Genomic DNA, 18,255 nt, shown 5'->3' with positions numbered 1-18,255 from the left:
CTATGCGTATATTGTAAAAAAAATAAAAAGAAACAGCAACCATTTTGCTTCGATGCGTTTCCTGCTTATTCCTTGCCAAAATAGGTATTTGGGATAAAATAAAATTGCCTTGATTACACCTTACCCACTCTGAAGAACCACGGGGTATACTTACCTGGTACAGGCTGATTAAAATCTGGATCGTCATTGCAATCGAAAAGAGGTAAAAAAAACCACAGCAAACGTTGCTGTGGCTCCTCCTATTCAATTCTTCCGTTAATCAAAAGCTGTTTCCATGTTTTACCGCCATCCTTGGATTCGTAAAGATCGTTCAAGATAGTGATAAAAGCAATCGTGCCGTCCTGCTCAGGATCAGCCGCTATATAGGTAATCGGATTGTCATCCTTCAGGTTGGGGATAGGAAGCTCCTCCCCTGTACCTTGCTGCTCTACTGGAAGTCTGACTAGCTTAATTTTTTCATGTTCTACAGGTGCGATATACAAGTTCTCCTTGGAATAAGCAGCTGCCGTTACCAATTGATAATCTCCTTTTCTTTCCATCGTTGTGCCAAAATCGTTCGAAACAAAAACTCCTTCCCTCGTTGCCATCGCTAAGGTGCCTCCGTTTTCAGGGTGAACCGCAATAATACCCAGGCTGTTTGCATCGAGGCCATTAAGCTCCACAGGTTCCCATGCCCCTCCTTTATCTTTGGATACATAAACACCTCGTTCCAGCTCGGAGTTGGGTTCCTCGTTTATCAAGTAAAAGACGTTATCGCGAAAGCTTGCAGACAGGAAGTGAAAATCGCTCTCTCCATAAAAAGCTATTTTTTCAAGTGTCTTGCCGTTGTCCGTACTTTTCACAAGGCCAAGCGGGTTTTTAAGGTCCGATCCTTGTGCTGGATGACCGCTTGCTACAAATCCATCTTCAACAGCCTGAAATCCCATATAATCATGGTTTTCGTCAGTCATTTCGAGCCATTCACCATTTTTAAAAATCTTCAAGCCCTGGTGGGAGGCAACATATAACCCGTCATCATTTCCCGGGTAACCAATCCCATGGATATGTTCGATCGTTTGTGGATCTGCCTTTAAAATAAAGTCGGTCTGCGGTTCCTTTTGTGGTGTATTTTTCTCCTCGGTTTTATCCTTACTTTCATCAGTAGCAGGCTGAGCCTGTTCATGATTTTCTTGACCTGAACATCCGGTGAACAGGATTGCGGCAAGGATAGGAATCAAAACTGATCTTAATTTATACATTTTTACTACCTCCGTTTTTTTCTCTTTGTTGTCCAATAATAGTAGCAAATCCCGGCTGCTGCCGCAAAAATTGCTGCAGCAAGCTGATATTGTGTTTCCCAGCCAATAACAGTATGAACGGAGTATGCCTCGATTAAGAGGGCAGGAATTTTGCCAATTGTACTCGAAGCTGCAAAAGCCCATGTCCCTATCTTGCTGTATGAAGCGGCAAGGGTGACGAGTCCGGATGGCGCGAACGGAAAAAGCCTTAAGACAAGGACCAGCACAAACGCCTCCATGCCCTTTGTTCCCTTTAGCTTTTCCAATAATTTAAATCCTTTTATAGAACCGATTTTGCCACTCAGGCTTTTAAGCCCCTTACGATATAGTATAAAACTTAAGACAGCTCCCAATGCTTCCCCTAAAGTGGAAAGAACAAGCCCCCAGAAAAATCCAAAGAAAACGATGTTCGCAGCTGTCACAAAAGCGCTTGGGATGATACCTGCTATCGCGATGACTATGCTGACTGCAAGGCTAATGATAGCGGCTATCCAAACCGGCTGGCCAGATAGAGTTTCCAATAATGACATATACAGCCTCCAGTATTTTTCAAAACTTTGTCACTGCTTCTGCTAAGTTTTTGCAAACTATCCCGGTAAGATTTATGTATACCTGAAAGGAGTTGACCAAGACATGAAAAGACTAACGTTAAGTTTTTTAGGTGCAGCATTGATACTTGGAGCTAGTACTGCTGCCTTCGCAGAAGAAGGGACAGACGGCAAAGGTACTTTTAATTTTGGCCAAATGAAGCCGTTAATCGAACAAATGCACCCGGGCCTGTCCGTTGATGAGATCAAGCAAATGTACAATAACTGCCACGGAACTAATGGCGCCATGCCTAGCAAAAACTTTAATATGATGGATAGCGGCCATATGAATAGCCTGTAATTACAACTCCAGCATTTCATTTGACTAGCAAGAAGGGTTCTGGATAATATCCAGACCCTTTTTCTATGTACTGAATCTATTTTAGCTTAAGATTTTGCAGAAAACATAAAGAAAAAGAATTGCGTAAAAAAACAACCTAACCAAATCGGTCCAGGCTGTCTCAAAAGTTTCCTTAAACTAATACTTTAGTATGTTCATGCTGGGATGGCAAGTCAGCTGTGATCGTGCCATCTTGCGAATGCTGTGATGGCAAATCAGCTATCATCTTACTATCTTGCGAATGCTGCGACGGCAAATCAGCTATCATCGTGCCGTCTTGCGAATGCTGTGATGGCAGGTCGGTCAGGTTCTTATCGGCGGAACCCAAACACAACGCTCCTGCAACAAAAGCTGCTATAAGGGGCAAAATCAATGTTCTCTTCATTTTATACCTCCTACGCCGTTAAAACATCAACAATACTTCAATAATTTTTCCATCTCATCTCTTACTAAACTAGCAAACTTCTCATTTTTCTGCAGCTTGAATATCGTGACTGCTTTTTCAAGATATTCCTTACCTTTGTTTTCTTTACCCAATTTAATGTAATTCATGCCTGTTTGGTAACAAAGTTCTCCAAATAAATACATGTTTTCTTCATATATACAATTATCGATTCCTTTGCTTGAATAGATGAGGGATTCTTCATATCTCTCAAGCTTTGATAGTGCCTGGGCAAGCCCATAGAGAATCCTTAGCCAGATTCTTGAATCCTGAACTTGAGGGAGCTCTGTCAATTGGTTCAAAGCTTCTTGAAAAAGCTCGACAGCTTTGTCCAGGTTCCCGCTATCCTTCTCAATGATCGCCATGCTGGTCAAAATCTCAATCTCCCGTTCTGTCATTGGAGCCGGTTTCTGATGGGTCATGTCCAAAGCCTGTCCAAGTAAGCCAAGGGATTTTTGTCTGTCCCCCTCAAGGTAATAAATGCATATTCCCTGGTGCCATACCAGGAACTGATTGAACGATGTATGTTTGAACAGAGGATTATCCTGTTCCTTCTGGATAATTTCATTGATTGCGGCATAATCCCGCTCTCTTTTATACTTTTTTATTAACTCCGTAACCGCGATTGCGTAATTGTATGTATCAGTGGAAGCGATATCGAAAAAATGGTTAAGCTCAACTTCAAGCTTTGTTGCCATTTTTAATAATTGATCGATTGTTGGATATTTCTCTTCTTTTTCAAATTGAACGATATCCTCTTCAGAACAGATCCCTTCAGCCAACTGTGCCTCAGTCAAAGCTTTAAAAACCCTAGAAGACCTAAGAATTTTTCCGAAGTTATATCCAACCAGGCTCATCCCCTACACCCCATTTAATAGTAATTATATTTATATTATCACAATGTTAATAACTTTTAAAAATCGGAAGAGAGTACCCGGATGCAAATTCTGTATTTCCCAATCCAGGTGTTATTTTAGATAAGTAAAATAGGGCAGTATCAGCACAGCCATGGAAAGAAGGCCAACTACAACAGCTCCTGCCCTGTTTTTTTGCTTCCAGATCGTCACTGCAAAGGCGAGGGAGTACAACGATACCAACAGCACCCCTCCCCAAATCCAAAAAATCATTTTAATCCCTCACCTCTCGCAGCTCTGGCAGCTTTGTCTGCCGGCCAAACTCACCAAATCGGATATCGACACTCACATTGATCTCAGCTTCAGGATATGATTTCATCCAGTCAAAATCCCTGAATTCCTTTAGTGTCCAAAATTCTTTTCTTATCGGAACCGATAAATGGAAAGTGTCGCCTTTGAATTCTTCTTGAGTATATTTAATGTATTTTGTAAGATGTTCTTCCATTGTTTTTGTCATAGACTTCTTCAATTCATTTACCTTTTCTTTATTTTTAGCAAAATTAATCATGCTTGGATCACTGAGTATTTCTACAAATACCGGAACCTTTATATCTATGACTGTTTTACCGTCTCGCAGTTTGAAATCATATCTGTTCTTTCTTTGTTTGGCAATTCTTGCAGAGATTCGATACCTTTCATCAAATGGGTCCTTGAAAGTCGTTTTAAAATCTTCTAATTCCCATGTATTGTCCAGCAGGGAGGATATCCGTGTTTCTTCTCCTGTTATTTTTCCAATCATCATTCCTTCTTTAAAAACAGCAGATCCCATGAACTGTGTGTCATTTGTTTTTCCGCCAATTTGGACTTCACCTGCCATGAAATCATCATCAGAAAGGATCTCTTTATCTCTTTCCTTCTCAGTTGAAGCATAAATCCCCAGGAATAAATCTGCGTCAGTTTCTGCTACCTGGAAAAAGCTATTCAAATCAGTGTTCGGAATCATTCCTGTCTCTTTTCCCCTCCTGATCATGAACTCAAAATACTTATGTGGCCTGGTCTCAAGTAATGGTTTATTGTTTAAAATGAATTTTTCGGCACTTTCTTTTGTTATGACCAATTCTGTGGTCCTTTTGATTTCCCTGTCTTTCGCTGCAGAGTATATCACCCTGATAAAATCAGGTTTCCTCGCTAACTCTTCCGATACAATGATGACACTCATCAAGTCATAAGATATTTCCTTGGAGATGACTGTATTCGCCGTATTCCGAGAACTGATGAAATCATCGGCAACCAACGAAATGACTTCCTCCGGTGATTCAGTTGAGCCACCTCCCGATTGCTGCGAGCCTACCTCAGGATTGGCGACCAAATAGGTCACCTTGATTTTCCCTTCCTTTTCATGTGGATCAAGACCAATGCCAATCACATAGGCTTTTTGGTCAAGTTCGGTCTTATCCCAACAGCCTGTCAAAGAAAAGGTGATGATGATCATCATAGAGATTTTAATTAGATTCTTGAACTGTCCCATTTTTAAAATCTCCCCGTATCTTCGCGATTAGCCACATTAGCGGCGGCAGGAACAAAAATGCCGGACCGAGCAGCATCAATAGGTTTTGCCTCATGTTATAAAGTACGATTGATGGGCTGTCTGGTGCTAAACCAAATAAAATGATCAGTGTCGTTATTAACGGTATCAAATATTCAGATTCCTTTATTTTCAGGATTCCTGCCAGAAGTACCGCACTGATATATAAATAAAACGAAAACCTTATAAAAGTAGCTACGAGCCAAAATGGGAAGAATAAGGTTTCAATATTTTGCAGGAAGCCAATCTCGATATACCTGATTGTTTCATGGAAAGGGTAACTTAGCATCTCGGCCGTTGTGTAATCAAAAAGCAGCACAAATGTGAACATCGCCAGGCTAATTTCCAGTGTGACCATAATCAATCCCAAAATCGTCCCTTTTTTAAAATCCTTTAAAGACGTGACCAGCGGAGCAATCAACCCGATAAAAAATAAATCCGAAAAGATGGATACATTTTTGGCTGAGGCCTTAAGAATCTCCATACTGCCTTCGCCCAAAATCGGAAAAATATAATCAAAGTGGCCAGTATTCAGACTGACTAGTATCGCAATGAATAATGTGATTTTCAAATAAGGCAGCAATACCCAAGCCACAGTTCCAATCTGCTCAATTCCCCTCTTAGCTCCATAGGCGCAGACCAGCATCAAAATGAAATAAATGATACTGGGAGGAGTCTTGGTAAAGTACATGGTCCCAATTATATCAACGTATATACCTGTATCAACGGTAATGGAAGCAACTCCTGCCACCAGGAGAAGAATGGAAATGATTGTCCCGAAAAACTTTCCAAATATGTGGATGATGACCTCATGCAGATTCTTTCCTTTATGAACTGACAAAACTTTAATCAACAGGATAACCGGAATAAAAGCCATTACGCCCATCAGCAAAACGACGATCCATCCGGCGTTCCTTGCATTTTCGTAAATAATTGTAGGAGTATCGTCACTAAGCTTGGTACCAATTGTTAACGCAATGATCGCCACATATTCTTTTATCCCAATTTTCCCCTCGTTTCGTTTCATTGCTTATGCCCCATCGCTTTTTTTTGTGAATCAGAGGTTTTCAAAAATCCTGGGCGGAGTTTCTCATTTTTCACAAGCCGCCGAAAAATAGTATCCTTGGACGATTTGTAACTTGGAGACAACGGTGCTAAATATGGAACACCGAAGGATTTGAGTGAAACCAAATAAAAAATGCCTGCAGCAAAAAATGCTGTCATCCCATATATCCCCAAGAATGCTGCACTTAGGATAAAAGCAAAACGGATGAGCCGTACAGCGAAGTTCAGGCTTAAATCTGCAACCGCAAAGGAACTCAGGCCGCCTAGTGCCACCACAATAATGACAATCGGGGAGATGATATTCGCCTCAACGGCAGCCTGTCCAAGAATGAGCGCACCCACAATGCCGATCGTCGGACCGATTGGACTGGGCACACGCAGTCCCGCTTCCCGGATCAGCTCAAAAGCAGCTTCCATAATCAAGATTTCAATCACTGCAGGGAATGGCACTTTCTCTCGGGAAGAGGCAATCGCCAGCAGTAAATCCGGCGGAATCATTTCCGCATGAAAGGTGGTAATCGCAATATAGATGGCTGAAGTGAAAAGCGTAATGAATAGGGCAACCATTCTTAAGGCTCTAGTAAAATTGCCATAATGAATTCTTAAGTAGTGATCTTCCGGACTATGGAAAAAAGACCAGAACGTCGCCGGCAAAACCAGGCTGTCAGGTGAGTTATCCATAAGTAAAGCAATATAACCATCTTCAAGGAAAGAAGCGGCCCGATCCGGACGTTCTGTTGTCAACACACTTGGGAACAGCGAGTAATTGCGCTCCTCAATGTATTCCTCCAGTAACGAAAGGTTTTGAATGGCATTAACCTCAAGACTGCCCAATCGTTCCTTGATATTGTCCACTAGCTTTTCATTGGCAAGGCCGCGAATATAAAGAATATACACATCATTATGCGAGCGCTGAGAGACTTCGATCCCTTCGACAATCAAATTCTCATTCTTGATTTTCTTCCTTAGCAGGGAAATGTTTGCCACTACTTTTTCATTGAATGCCTCTTTCGGTCCTTTAATTAAAATTTCGCTCTCGGGTTTTTCAATGGCCCTGCTCTGGAAATCCGGACAATCTAGGATATATCCCTTTGCTTCACCATCCAAGATTAGCAGGGCATTCCCTTTATTCACATCCTTGACAGCATCCTTGAAATTCTCAATTTCATGGACCATCTGGATGGAAACAACATCCTTGACCTTTTTATTTGCCGAGGTATTTTCCGTCAAAGGCTTGAGTATGTTTTCTTCTATACTCTTAACATCTGATATTGTGCTGATGAATAGAAGAGCTGCATTTTTACCGAAACCCTCAAGTTGCATTTCCCGCAATTTTACATCCTTGTTGTCAGGGATTCTGTAGAGCTTTTTGATCACAGACAGATTGTCTTCAAGGTTGCGTGAAAACTTCTTACTCTTAAGGTCTTCCTGCTCTCCTATCAGCTTTTCCGCCGAGGGAGCAGGTTGTTTTTGCTGTTTGTTGATCAGCCTGAGCATTTCCTTTAACAAATTCCATCTACTCCCTGCCAGTCGGATTGCTTATTTCCTTTTCTTAACTTTTACTAAACTGCTATGATTTATGAGTTTTTACCATATAAAAAACCCAGGAAAAATCCTGAGCTTGTTATAAGATCTTTTGTTTTCGTGCTGCCAGTATGTAGACTGCACCTCCCCCTAACGCAATGACGCTTATAGGAATGATGAACGGTTTGGCGATGTCCTTGATTTCAGACCAATTTTCACCGAGGACGATGCCTAGATAAAGGAAGAATACTGTCCATGGAATCATTGCGGCGATGGTATAGAACGTGAACTTGATGGCTGACATGCCCGCAATCCCCGCCGGTATCGAAATGGCATGCCTGACTACCGGAATGAACCTAGCCGAGAAAATGACCCCTGAACCATATTGGTTGAACCATTTTTCCGATACTTCCAGATGGTGCTTGTTGATTAATAAGTACTTCCCGTATTTCTCCAGCATCGGTCGGCCGCCAAAATAGCCAAGCCAATAGAGGAACAGCTGCGCTATTGTCCCGCCGATCGTCCCAGCCACAACCGCACCAGTAAAACCGATGGTTCCCTCTGAAATCATATATCCGCCATAGCCAAGGACGATTTCACTTGGGATGACCTCAAGCATCAATCCAATAGCAATCCCCATGTAGCCAAGGCTCGACAGCCAGTCCAAAACAGCCAGAATAAATTCTTGCATGTGCACCACTCCAATTCCTTTCACTCTTTAAAAATATATTTATGAATGTCCAAGTTTATCTCTCTTTAGGCAAGAAAAAGAACCTGCCAGATTTGACAGGTTCTCTTAAAAGGAACTTCAGTTGCGCCAACCGCCTCTGAATAAGACTCTAAGACCGATAAAAATAATGACAAAAGCGAAAAGTACGATAACAATTACACCAATAATCCCGAATATGCCAAGTCCCGCAAGAGTCAACAGCAAAGGCCCGAATTCAATCAGTGCCCAACCAGCAAGCATGCAGGCGAGAAACAGCAACACATTGGATCCCCAGTTGAATGACATATCATAATCCCTCCTTTACTATCCAGAATATGTATGTACGGGTAATTGGTACGGGCTAGTGAACTATTCTTGAATTTTTTGTGTAAAAAAGAATCTGCTCGACGAAAATAGAATTACATAAATTTGGTTAATTCTGTTTTCGAAGGGAAAAACAAGGGAAAAGTAAATATTGCTTTCATACATACAACGAGAAGTAAGAGGGGGACTAAGATGACTAATCACTTATATATGCGTTTTATAAAGCTGCCAATAATAGCAAGGATCCTTATGATTGCCTCTTTAATGATTACTCTGTTTGGGGTAGTCATTCATTTTGTTGAACCAAGAAGCTTTCCGACTATCTTTGATGGTGTTTGGTGGGCGATCATCACTGCATCAACAGTAGGATTCGGAGATTTTTATCCCGTTACGACGTGGGGACGGATCACGGCAATCCTGCTCCTGCTGATTGGCACAGGATTTTTATCATCCTATTTCATCCATCTATCAGCTGCGACGGTTACCAAACAAAATGCATATGCAGAGGGAAAGGTAGGCTATAGGGGAAGTCGCCATATTATCATCATCGGTTGGAATGAAAGGTCTCGCTCTGTCATTCGATCTCTCATACAGGCGGATGAAATCATCATATTAGTTGATGATACACTCGGGACAAATCCCATTAAGGATGACAATGTACATTTTATCAGGGGCCGTGCAAACAAGGATCAAACCTTACTTGATGCAGGCATTACTACGGCCAGCAAAGTGATTATAACTTCAGACCAGAACCTGGATGAGCTGCAGGCAGATATGAATACGATCCTCACGCTGCTTGCGATTAAAGGATTAAACCCGGATATCCGCTGTATCGCTGAAATTCAAACAGGCGAACAAGTCAATAATGCGAGAAGAGCCGGAGCTGATGAACTGATTCCTGCCAATGCCTTGACCAGTGCCGTCTTGTTAAACAGCATCGCTTCTGAGGAGGTTGTGAATCCTTTATTGGATATGCTTGGGGAATTGAACGGAAAACGCTTGGCTTATATTGAGGCTGAAGCTTCTCTGATTGACAAGAATTTTCAGGATGCTAGCCGTTTTTTGCTGAAAGAGCGAAATGTTATATTGATTGGACGTAAAAGAGGGGATGACGTAATCGTCAACCCCAAGAACAATATCAAAATTAAATACGATGATCAGCTGCTCGCCATTTTAAATGACGATTAATGCAACAAAGCAGATTCTACTTCGCGGACAAGCGAACGGCCTACTTCAATGTACTTTTCCGGAAAGCTCGCATCCTTATCGACCGGTTCCTGGAACTGGTTGAAGGATGCGCTGGCATTCCCAATCTCCGCATGGTCATCGATTCCACGCTGATATTTGTGGGAAAGCAGGAAAGGCCGCTCAAATTGAACAGTACAGCCCTTCGAATCAAGCTGCCCATCGATGGCCTTGAATGGAAGCCTCAAAAATTGGTACCCAACTTCGTCATCTATTTTATAATCAAACGCCCCATGGTCGTAATCCCAGTTTCCTCCGATTGAATATCCCAACGGTTTCAGCATCTGCTCCAGTTTAAAAAGATCAAAATGTTTGCCCTCAAGCTCAGATTGTATCTCAATCATTGGTCGTTTCCGCCTTTCCACGTGTTTTTGCTTAGTTTTAACCAAAAGCGATTATTTAATGAGCGTTGACCGCTTCGATTGGCCGGATTTTAGCTGATGATCGAGGGTCTTTTCAAGGTTATTGGCGAAAAAATAATTTTTATTGGCGATTTCTACAGCTTTATTGGCGATATTTTATTTTTATTGGCGAAGTTCACAGCTTTTTTGGAGAAAATCCAAATTTATTGGCGAACTGGAAATTCCACTCGATTTTTTCCAATTTTTTTCGATATTCCACGTCATAAAAAAGGAGCACCCACAGGGTACTCCTTTTTCCACTTTATTTAAGTCGCTTTTCCAATTCTGCTTTCTTTTCTTCGAAGCCTGGTTTTCCAAGCAAAGCGAACATGTTCACTTTGTATGCTTCAACGCCTGGCTGGTCGAATGGATTTACGCCAAGCAGGTAGCCGCTCATTGCACAAGCCTTTTCGAAGAAATACACAAGGTAGCCGAATGTGTACTCGTCAAGCTGCGGAATCGTCAGTACCAAGTTAGGTACGCCACCGTCAGTATGGGCAAGCATTGTTCCCTCGAATGCTTTGTTGTTGACGAAATCAACGCTCTTGCCAGCAAGGTAGTTCAAGCCATCAAGATCGCTTGCCGCTTCTTCAATTGTCAATTCATGGCGAGGCTTTTCCACCTTGATGATGGTCTCGAACAAGTCACGTCGGCCTTCCTGGACATATTGTCCCAGTGAGTGAAGGTCTGTAGAGAAGTTCGCTGAAGATGGATAGATCCCCTTCTGGTCTTTCCCTTCACTTTCGCCGAACAGCTGCTTCCACCATTCAGAGAAGTACTGAAGCGATGGCTCATAGTTGATCAGCATTTCGATCGTCTTGCCTTTATTGTATAGCGCGTTGCGGACTGCAGCGTATTGGTAGGCAGGATTCTCTTCAAGCTCTGATTTGCCGAAGTCTTCCCTCGCCTGAGCCGCGCCTTTCATCATCGCTTCAATATCTGATCCACTGACAGCGATCGGCAGCAAGCCTACTGCCGTCAAAACAGAATAGCGTCCGCCGACATCATCAGGAATCACAAATGATTCGTAGCCTTCCTCATCAGCAAGAGTTTTCAATGCTCCGCGTGCTTTATCCGTTGTCGCATAAATGCGCTTGCGTGCCTCTTCGACTCCATATTTTTCTTCGAGCATCTTGCGGAAAATACGGAATGCGATCGCAGGTTCAGTCGTTGTTCCAGATTTCGAGATGACATTGATGGAGAAATCTTTGCCTTCCAACAGGTCCATCACATCTGTCATATAAGTTGAGCTGATGTTGTTACCGATAAAAATGACCTGAGGTGTCTTGCGCTTTTCTTTTGGAAGAGCGTTATAGAAGCTGTGCTGTAAAAACTCTAGCGCAGCACGTGCTCCGAGATAAGAGCCGCCAATTCCTACTACGAGCAGGACATCAGAATCACCCTTAATCTTTGCCGCTGATTTCTGGATGCGTGCAAATTCTTCTTTATCATAGTCTACAGGCAGATCGATCCAGCCTAAAAAGTCGCTGCCTGCACCAGTCTGTTCATGCAATGAATGATGGGCTACTTTTACAAAATCCCTTAAGTATGTAACTTCGTGTTCTCCAAAAAAGCTAAGCGCCTTTGAGTAATCAAAACGAACATGTGTCATGTCTGATCCTCCATTATTTTATATTCTCTATCACTTTATCGAAATGAATCCCAATAATCAAGAAACACTCTCAGATGTAAGCGTGCCCAATTGTGAAATTTTAAGTAAACTTTAAAAAATGTATTTTTCGACATAACCGGGCAGCCTACTTTTGACTTTTTATCCAGAGATAGAAAAATTAAACGCCTAACGACGATTACGGAAGTTGCTTCGCCTTAACAATCAGCCTGTGCGTCGCGGTATCGATTGGAGTGCAGGTAATGAGAGTCAAGGTGTTTTCATCTTTACTGCCGTTTAGCACAGAAACATCCTGAGGTTTAACTACTTGAGTTTCATAAACTTTGTATTGATAAGTTCGATTTTGGGACTTAACAGTCACGACATCACCAGAACTGATCTCGTCCAGGCGGTTGAACATCCTGCCATATGAACGGCTGCGATGGGCAGCAATTGCACTGTTTCCAGGGGTCCCTGGCAGTGAAGTACCATTTAGCAAACCTGAAGCTACATCAAGGTTCCGTTCCGATCCACCGTAAAGAATCGGTAAACGCAAATCGATTTTATCTATTTCGATTACACCAAGCATACCGGTATTGTTGGGCTTTGAGTTTTCCTTTGATGAGTCATTTGTGTTGGATAAATCATTAACCGCCTGGTGATCCCCTTTTTCTTCGGCTTGACCTGCGCGATTCTCCTCTTTTACTTCAAAAACTTCATTTAGTTCATCCAGGCTTTCTTTAGCCGCCTCTTCGTTCATAGCGACGGTAGCTGCTTCTGTTTCAAATGTACTTGCTTCCCACTCGCTAATCAATTTCTCCTGTTGATAGTCAGTATATAAATTTGATAGGGAGGGATATAAAAACAGCCCCCCCCCAGATAGTATAAGAATTAATGAAAGTACCTTTTTCATTTTGCACACTCCATTTTTTATTTTTAGTCAAAATAAAGAGGGGAATCTCTTCCCCCCTATCCTTAGTTCCTGATTGGCTTTCTCATTCTTATTCCTGTACCAGCTGCCATTAGAAGGAAACCTACAATATAGAACATCATTTTGCTGCTTTCACCTGTTTTTGGAAGTACGTTTCCGTACCAGTCTTGCTTAACATCCCCTGAAGAATTGTTATCATTATTTTCCGTTTTCCCAGCTCCATCATCCTCATCAACATCAGTCTCATTGTCAACTTCGGTTTCGTCGTCAACATCTGCTTCATTATCAGTACCGAGGACCGCTTCATCAATTTCCAAATGAATAACCTGGTCTTCTAATTCAAAAGAGAGCATGCTTAGCGCAATGAATTTAGTCGTTCCATCTTCAAACTCAAACTCTATTCCCTTAATATCTGTAACATCTAGACTGTTGGCCAAAATTAGTTTCCAGAGGTTGTTAATCTTGATAAGCTCAAGCTTCTCGCCGCCATCAATTAACAAAGTCAAGTTGACAACTGTTTCAATATCCAGATTAAAAGTGATATACAGTTCTTTGACTATTTCAATAACATCCGGTGATTCTCCATCTTGATCGGAATCTTCGTCGTCATCTCCCGTTCCATCCCCTGGTTCTTCTGTGTTATCATCCTCAGGTAATGCGCAGTCCTCTATCCAATAATTAATGGATCCCTCCGCTTCTACTCCTACTCTAATGTCTTCGACGTCATAGAATCTTTCAGCACCTGATTCAAATACAACCTTAAATTCCGTGATATCATCCTTTGCAAATTCCCCATCATCTTTGAGTTTATATAGTGGTGAGTTACCCGGATTCGACATGACTTCCCATTCACCATTTAATTTAACAAAGACATTCTCAACTGGAGCAACGCAGTTTTTTAGATGAAGATGGATTTCCGTGCTTTTATTGCCATTCTCTTCACCATTATCATCGCCGTTGCCATCACCTGGTTCCTCCGTTCCATCGCCAGGGTTTTCTGTCCCATCTCCTGGGTCCTCTTCACCATCACCCGGTTCCTCCGTACCATCGCCAGGTTCTTCAGAATTGTCATCTTCTATAGAGCAGCCTTCAAGCCAATAGTTAATGGTTCCTTCCGCTTCTTTTCCTTCCCTAACCTCATCCATGGAATATTCTTGTTTAGTTCCTGACTCAAAAGTTAGCCTGAAAGCAGTAATATCATTCTTTACAAACTCACCACCATCTTTCAGTTTATACAGTGGCGAGTTACCCGGGTTCGACATATCTTCCCAACTTCCCTTTAACATGACCTCTACTTTTACCACATCTTCTGTGCAGTTTTTCAAATGCAGATGTATCTCTGTACTTTTATTGGCATTTGATTTAGTACCTTTTTCAGAATCCTTTTCTTCCTTGTTTGAATCACCATTTTCTTCTTGTGTAGATTCATCGTTTTCGTCTTGTGTAGATTCATCATTTTCGTCTTGAGTTGACTCATCGTCTTCTTCTTGAGATGGATCATTTTTTTCTTCTTGAGTTGATTCATCTTTTTCTTCTTTTGTTGTTTGACCGTTTTCTTCTTGAGTTGACTCATCGTTTTCTTCTTGAGCTGATTCATCGGTTTCTTCTTGAGTTGATTCATCATTTTCTTCTTGAGTTGATTCATCATTTTCTTCTTGAGTTGATTCATCATTTTCTTCTTGAGTTGACTCATCGGTTTCTTCTTCATTTGACTGATCGTTTTGTTGTTGAGTTGATTCTTTGGCTTCGATTTCAACTTTTGTGTTTCTTTCAGTATCCGACGCCGCATCTCCATTCTCATTTGCTAGTGCCGGTATTGTCAGTGAAAATAACATTAGGAATGCAATCGAGACTGCTGATAATTTTTTCATAAGAGTCTTTTTCATGTTCTCGTCCCCTTTTCTAGTGTTATTAAAAATTTGCGTAATAAAAGGCTGAATATTCAGATATTATTTGCGACATTTAGCCTCCTTCCCGATAAAATTCACCATTATAATTAGACAAAAAAAGCCGCCGGGAATTTACTTTTCCATGGCGGCTGGACGATCATAGCTGCACTTTTGCAACCTTAGACTCCTGGCTTTGCGTCCCAGCTTTTCAGCAGGTTTGCTATTAGCATGATTGGTGCTTTTTACTTATGTAAAATATTCCTCGGCTTCCTTGTCTTACATTCTAAGACTTACCACAGTTACCCAGCGACTTAAACATATAGTCCTATTAATTTAATTGGTAAATTTTTCTCCATTTTCATTAATTCACCTTGAAGAGGGATATATTTAGTATTTCACACTTATTCCAAAGAGCTTTCACTAAGATTTTTGACCTAATAAAAAGACAAAGGACCCAGAGTTATGCCCCTGAGTCCTTCAGTAATTTATAACGACATACGATAGATTTCCATTACATCGTCTTTATTCAATTTTGCAAAGTTGCCGAATTCCCCATTGACCATAGCTTTGTCAGCCATTACTTCAAGCTTGCTGTCATCAATGTCATAGTCAGCAAGGCGTGACGGTGCGCCAATGCTGTTCCAGAATTCACGCAGCTTTTCGATTCCTTCTAATCCTGCTTCTTCGTCGGTCTTGCCTTCTGGATTCACGCCGAAGACCCTGACAGCCATTTTCTTGAAACGTTCCGGTTTTATCTTAAGGTTATGCTTCATCCAGTTCGGGAACAGAATCGCCAGACCGCCTCCGTGAGGGATATCATAAACGGCTGATACAGCGTGTTCGATATTATGCGTCGCCCAATCTCCTCGGTATCCCATATTTAGGATTCCATTCAATGCCATCGTTCCTGAGTAAAGGATCGTTGCGCGGTATTCATAGTTTTCCAAATCTGCAAGCAGCTTTGGAGCTGTTTCCATCACTGTTAAAAGCAAGGATTCACACATGCGGTCCTGGAACTCAGTGTTTTCGGTCAAGTGGAAATAGTGTTCGAATACATGTGACATCATGTCCACAATTCCATAAATCGTCTGATCTTTCGGAACGGTGTAAGTGTTCACGGGATCAAGGATCGAGAATTTCGGGAATGTGACCGGGCTTCCCCAGCCATACTTTTCATTCGTTTCCCAGTTGGTGATAACAGAACCTGCATTCATTTCAGAGCCAGTGGCTGCCAAAGTTAGTACTGTGCCAAAAGGAAGAGCTTCTGCTGCAAAAGCCTTCTTTGTGACAAGATCCCACGCATCTCCATCATATTTTGCACCTGCAGCGATTGCTTTTGTGCAGTCAATGACACTGCCGCCGCCTACTGCAAGCAAAAATTCGATTCCTTCATCTTTGCAAATTTTCACGCCTTTATGCACAGTCGACAGACGAGGGTTTGGTTCCACACCTGAAAGTTCGTGTACTTCTGCCCCAACCTCTTTTAGGGTGTCCATGACAGAATCATAAAGACCATTGCGTTTGATGCTGCCACCGCCATAAACCAGCAGGACTTTTTTACTGTATTGAGGAACTTCGTTTTTCAATTCCTCGAGCTGGCCTTTGCCAAATATCAGTTTCGTTGGATTGTAAAAAGTAAAGTTATCCATTTAAATCACCTTCCTCTAGGGATAATTATGTTCTTTTTCTAAAAGCATTGCAAAAAATACACTTCTTAATGTGCTCCAATATGCTGCGAAATGTTACAAACTTTTTCTCGAGGGTAGGTAATAAATAGATGACGAATGAATAATTCATTTCGTGCTGAAACAATCTATAAAAGAACAAATTTAATTTTAAGGGAGGAAACATCCATGAGCGGTATTCAACGTGCAGCACTAGTACTTACCATTATCGGGGCCATCAACTGGGGCTTAGTAGGATTCTTCCAATTTGACCTTGTTGCAGCTATTTTCGGCGGACAGGATTCAGCATTGGCTCGAATCATCTATGGATTAGTCGGTCTTGCCGGTCTTATAAACATCGGACTTCTATTCGCACCAAGCGAAAGAGAAGAAAGAGCAGCAGAACCAAGAGCTACTCGATAATTGAACTTCACAAGAAAACCCGCCAAGGAAGGCGGGTTTTTCTCATGCTTATGATAATACTTTCTTGATTCTTTGTATGGCCCAATCCAGTTCTTCCTGGCTGATGACAAGCGGCGGAGCGAAACGGATGACCGTATCATGCGTTTCTTTGCAGAGCAGCCCTTCCTCTTTCAGCTCTTCACAATACTTGCGTGCAGGTTCTGTTAACTCGACACCAATGAACAAGCCGCGGCCGCGGATATCCTTGATGATAGGATTGTCGATTTCACGGAGCTTGCTAATGAAATAGTCACCCAGTTCAAGGGAACGATCAGCAAGCTTCTCATCGATCAAAACATCAAGGGACGCGATGGAAACTGCGCAGGCCATTGGATTGCCGCCGAAAGTGGATCCGTGGGAGCCTGGGTTGAATACTCCCAGTACATCATTGTCGGCAACGACACATGAGATCGGGAACACCCCACCGCCAAGTGCCTTTCCAAGGATGTACATATCAGGCTCGATACCCTCCCATTCACATGCGAACATTTTTCCGGACCTCGCAAGACCAGCCTGGATTTCATCTGCAATGAACAGGACATTGTTTTCTTTACATGCCTCGAACGCAGCTTTCATGAAACCCTCTGGCGGAATGACGATTCCTGCTTCACCTTGAATCGGTTCAATCAGAAACGCTGCAGTGTTAGGAGTGATCGCTTCTTTCAGTGCCACAAGGTCACCATAAGGAATCAGTTTGATCCCTGGAAGCATCGGGCCGAAGCCTCGTTTGTATTCTTCTTCAGATGATAAGGAGACCGCCGTCATTGTGCGGCCATGGAAGTTCCCGATACATGCGATGATTTCAGCCTGATTGTCCGCAACGCCTTTGACATCATAAGCCCAGCGGCGAGCTGTTTTAATAGCCGTTTCAACCGCTTCAGCACCCGTGTTCATCGGCAAGGCCATTTCTTTATTCGTTAACTTGCAAATCTTTTCATACCATGGTCCAAGCTGGTCATTGTGGAATGCTCTTGAAGTTAGCGTAACACGGTCAGCCTGGTCTTTAAGCGCCTGGATGACCTTCGGATGGCGGTGCCCCTGATTGACAGCTGAATACGCACTCAGCATGTCCATATATTTGTTGCCTTCAGGATCCTCTACCCAAACTCCTTCTGCCTTTGAAATGACGATTGGCAGCGGATGATAGTTATTCGCACCATACTTTTGAGTCTGCTCGATCAGCGAGCTAGTTTTTGTTGTTGTCATGAACCTTCCTCCGTTCCAATGAAAAAATTGGTTAGACAATCATATTGTAACCTGTAAGCTCTTTCATTTTAACCCCCTAAAAAAGAATGCTAGAAAGTTTCCTTGATTTTCCCAGTATGTAAATCCAATGATGGACACTTT

Annotated in this window: 19 protein-coding genes and 1 riboswitch; of the genes, 3 read left to right on the top strand and 16 right to left on the bottom strand. The window is 42.2% G+C overall.

Annotated features, from left to right (window positions below; genetic code table 11):
• Positions 1–239 precede the first annotated feature (239 nt).
• Together AB5I83_RS10755 and AB5I83_RS10750 are read right to left on the bottom strand one after the other, a co-directional pair.
• On the bottom strand, positions 240–1,238 hold the full coding sequence (locus AB5I83_RS10755) for a F510_1955 family glycosylhydrolase (RefSeq protein WP_448975195.1): 999 nt from the start codon (positions 1,236–1,238) through the stop codon (positions 240–242).
• Between the two features lie 5 nt (positions 1,239–1,243).
• Positions 1,244–1,807: a TVP38/TMEM64 family protein gene (locus AB5I83_RS10750; protein WP_448975193.1), complete on the bottom strand. Its 564-nt coding sequence runs from the start codon at positions 1,805–1,807 to the stop codon at positions 1,244–1,246.
• Between the two features lie 103 nt (positions 1,808–1,910).
• Between AB5I83_RS10750 and AB5I83_RS10745 the strand changes: the two genes are divergently transcribed.
• The gene (locus AB5I83_RS10745) at positions 1,911–2,165 is read left to right on the top strand and encodes a hypothetical protein (protein WP_448975191.1); all 255 of its coding nucleotides are present in this window, start codon (positions 1,911–1,913) and stop codon (positions 2,163–2,165) included.
• Between the two features lie 172 nt (positions 2,166–2,337).
• Here AB5I83_RS10745 and AB5I83_RS10740 read toward each other — a convergent pair whose 3' ends face one another.
• The 8 genes from AB5I83_RS10740 to AB5I83_RS10705 all read right to left on the bottom strand — a co-directional run bounded on the left by AB5I83_RS10740 (position 2,338) and on the right by AB5I83_RS10705 (position 8,689).
• Positions 2,338–2,589 (bottom strand): hypothetical protein, encoded by a 252-nt coding sequence (locus tag AB5I83_RS10740; RefSeq protein WP_448975189.1) that lies wholly within the window; start codon positions 2,587–2,589, stop codon positions 2,338–2,340.
• Positions 2,590–2,615: 26 nt separating this feature from the next.
• Positions 2,616–3,503 carry a helix-turn-helix domain-containing protein gene (locus AB5I83_RS10735; RefSeq protein WP_448975187.1) on the bottom strand — a complete coding sequence of 296 codons (888 nt, stop codon included), beginning with the start codon at positions 3,501–3,503 and terminating at the stop codon, positions 2,616–2,618.
• A 111-nt stretch (positions 3,504–3,614) separates the two neighbouring features.
• Positions 3,615–3,743, bottom strand: coding sequence for a hypothetical protein (locus tag AB5I83_RS10730; protein WP_264192624.1), 129 nt, complete (start codon positions 3,741–3,743; stop codon positions 3,615–3,617).
• A 31-nt stretch (positions 3,744–3,774) separates the two neighbouring features.
• Positions 3,775–5,028, bottom strand: a complete 1,254-nt coding sequence (locus tag AB5I83_RS10725) for a Ger(x)C family spore germination protein (RefSeq protein ID WP_448975184.1) — start codon at positions 5,026–5,028, stop codon at positions 3,775–3,777.
• Complete coding sequence (locus tag AB5I83_RS10720; protein WP_448975182.1) at positions 5,003–6,112, bottom strand: GerAB/ArcD/ProY family transporter; 1,110 nt, start codon at positions 6,110–6,112, stop codon at positions 5,003–5,005. The genes AB5I83_RS10725 and AB5I83_RS10720 overlap by 26 nt, the downstream gene beginning before the upstream one ends.
• Positions 6,109–7,659 carry a spore germination protein gene (locus AB5I83_RS10715; protein WP_448975180.1) on the bottom strand — a complete coding sequence of 517 codons (1,551 nt, stop codon included), beginning with the start codon at positions 7,657–7,659 and terminating at the stop codon, positions 6,109–6,111. Before AB5I83_RS10715 ends, AB5I83_RS10720 begins: the two co-directional genes overlap by 4 nt.
• 115 nt (positions 7,660–7,774) lie before the next feature.
• Entirely contained in the window at positions 7,775–8,365 is a 591-nt protein-coding gene (locus AB5I83_RS10710) for a DedA family protein (RefSeq protein ID WP_448975179.1), read from the bottom strand.
• Between the two features lie 117 nt (positions 8,366–8,482).
• Positions 8,483–8,689, bottom strand: coding sequence for a hypothetical protein (locus tag AB5I83_RS10705; protein ID WP_448975177.1), 207 nt, complete (start codon positions 8,687–8,689; stop codon positions 8,483–8,485).
• A gap of 210 nt (positions 8,690–8,899) precedes the next feature.
• Here AB5I83_RS10705 and AB5I83_RS10700 point away from each other — a divergent pair, with 210 nt between their 5' ends.
• Positions 8,900–9,895 (top strand): potassium channel family protein, encoded by a 996-nt coding sequence (locus AB5I83_RS10700; RefSeq protein ID WP_448975175.1) that lies wholly within the window; start codon positions 8,900–8,902, stop codon positions 9,893–9,895.
• Here AB5I83_RS10700 and AB5I83_RS10695 read toward each other — a convergent pair.
• From AB5I83_RS10695 to AB5I83_RS10675, 5 genes are all read right to left on the bottom strand, one after another.
• Complete coding sequence (locus AB5I83_RS10695; protein WP_102264151.1) at positions 9,892–10,296, bottom strand: YugN-like family protein; 405 nt, start codon at positions 10,294–10,296, stop codon at positions 9,892–9,894. The two genes, AB5I83_RS10700 and AB5I83_RS10695, sit on opposite strands and share 4 nt — an antisense overlap.
• Positions 10,297–10,615: 319 nt before the next feature.
• A complete protein-coding gene (locus AB5I83_RS10690; protein WP_448975173.1) occupies positions 10,616–11,965 on the bottom strand; it encodes a glucose-6-phosphate isomerase in 1,350 nt (449 codons plus the stop codon).
• A gap of 196 nt (positions 11,966–12,161) precedes the next feature.
• Entirely contained in the window at positions 12,162–12,776 is a 615-nt protein-coding gene (locus AB5I83_RS10685; RefSeq protein ID WP_448975171.1) for a class D sortase, read from the bottom strand.
• 161 nt (positions 12,777–12,937) lie between these two features.
• Entirely contained in the window at positions 12,938–14,779 is a 1,842-nt protein-coding gene (locus tag AB5I83_RS10680) for an LPXTG cell wall anchor domain-containing protein (RefSeq protein WP_448975169.1), read from the bottom strand.
• 144 nt (positions 14,780–14,923) lie between these two features.
• Positions 14,924–15,014: riboswitch (cyclic di-GMP riboswitch) on the bottom strand.
• 253 nt (positions 15,015–15,267) lie between these two features.
• A complete protein-coding gene (locus tag AB5I83_RS10675) occupies positions 15,268–16,431 on the bottom strand; it encodes an iron-containing alcohol dehydrogenase (protein ID WP_448975167.1) in 1,164 nt (387 codons plus the stop codon).
• Positions 16,432–16,635: 204 nt separating this feature from the next.
• Between AB5I83_RS10675 and AB5I83_RS10670 the strand changes: the two genes are divergently transcribed.
• On the top strand, positions 16,636–16,869 hold the full coding sequence (locus tag AB5I83_RS10670) for a DUF378 domain-containing protein (protein WP_023626663.1): 234 nt from the start codon (positions 16,636–16,638) through the stop codon (positions 16,867–16,869).
• A gap of 48 nt (positions 16,870–16,917) precedes the next feature.
• On the opposite strand, the gene AB5I83_RS10665 is transcribed toward AB5I83_RS10670, so the two are convergent.
• On the bottom strand, positions 16,918–18,114 hold the full coding sequence (locus AB5I83_RS10665) for an ornithine--oxo-acid transaminase (RefSeq protein WP_448975165.1): 1,197 nt from the start codon (positions 18,112–18,114) through the stop codon (positions 16,918–16,920).
• Positions 18,115–18,255 lie beyond the last annotated feature (141 nt).

The organism is Mesobacillus sp. LC4 (genome assembly GCF_053543455.1).
This window is presented reverse-complemented; position numbering and strand designations above follow the sequence as displayed.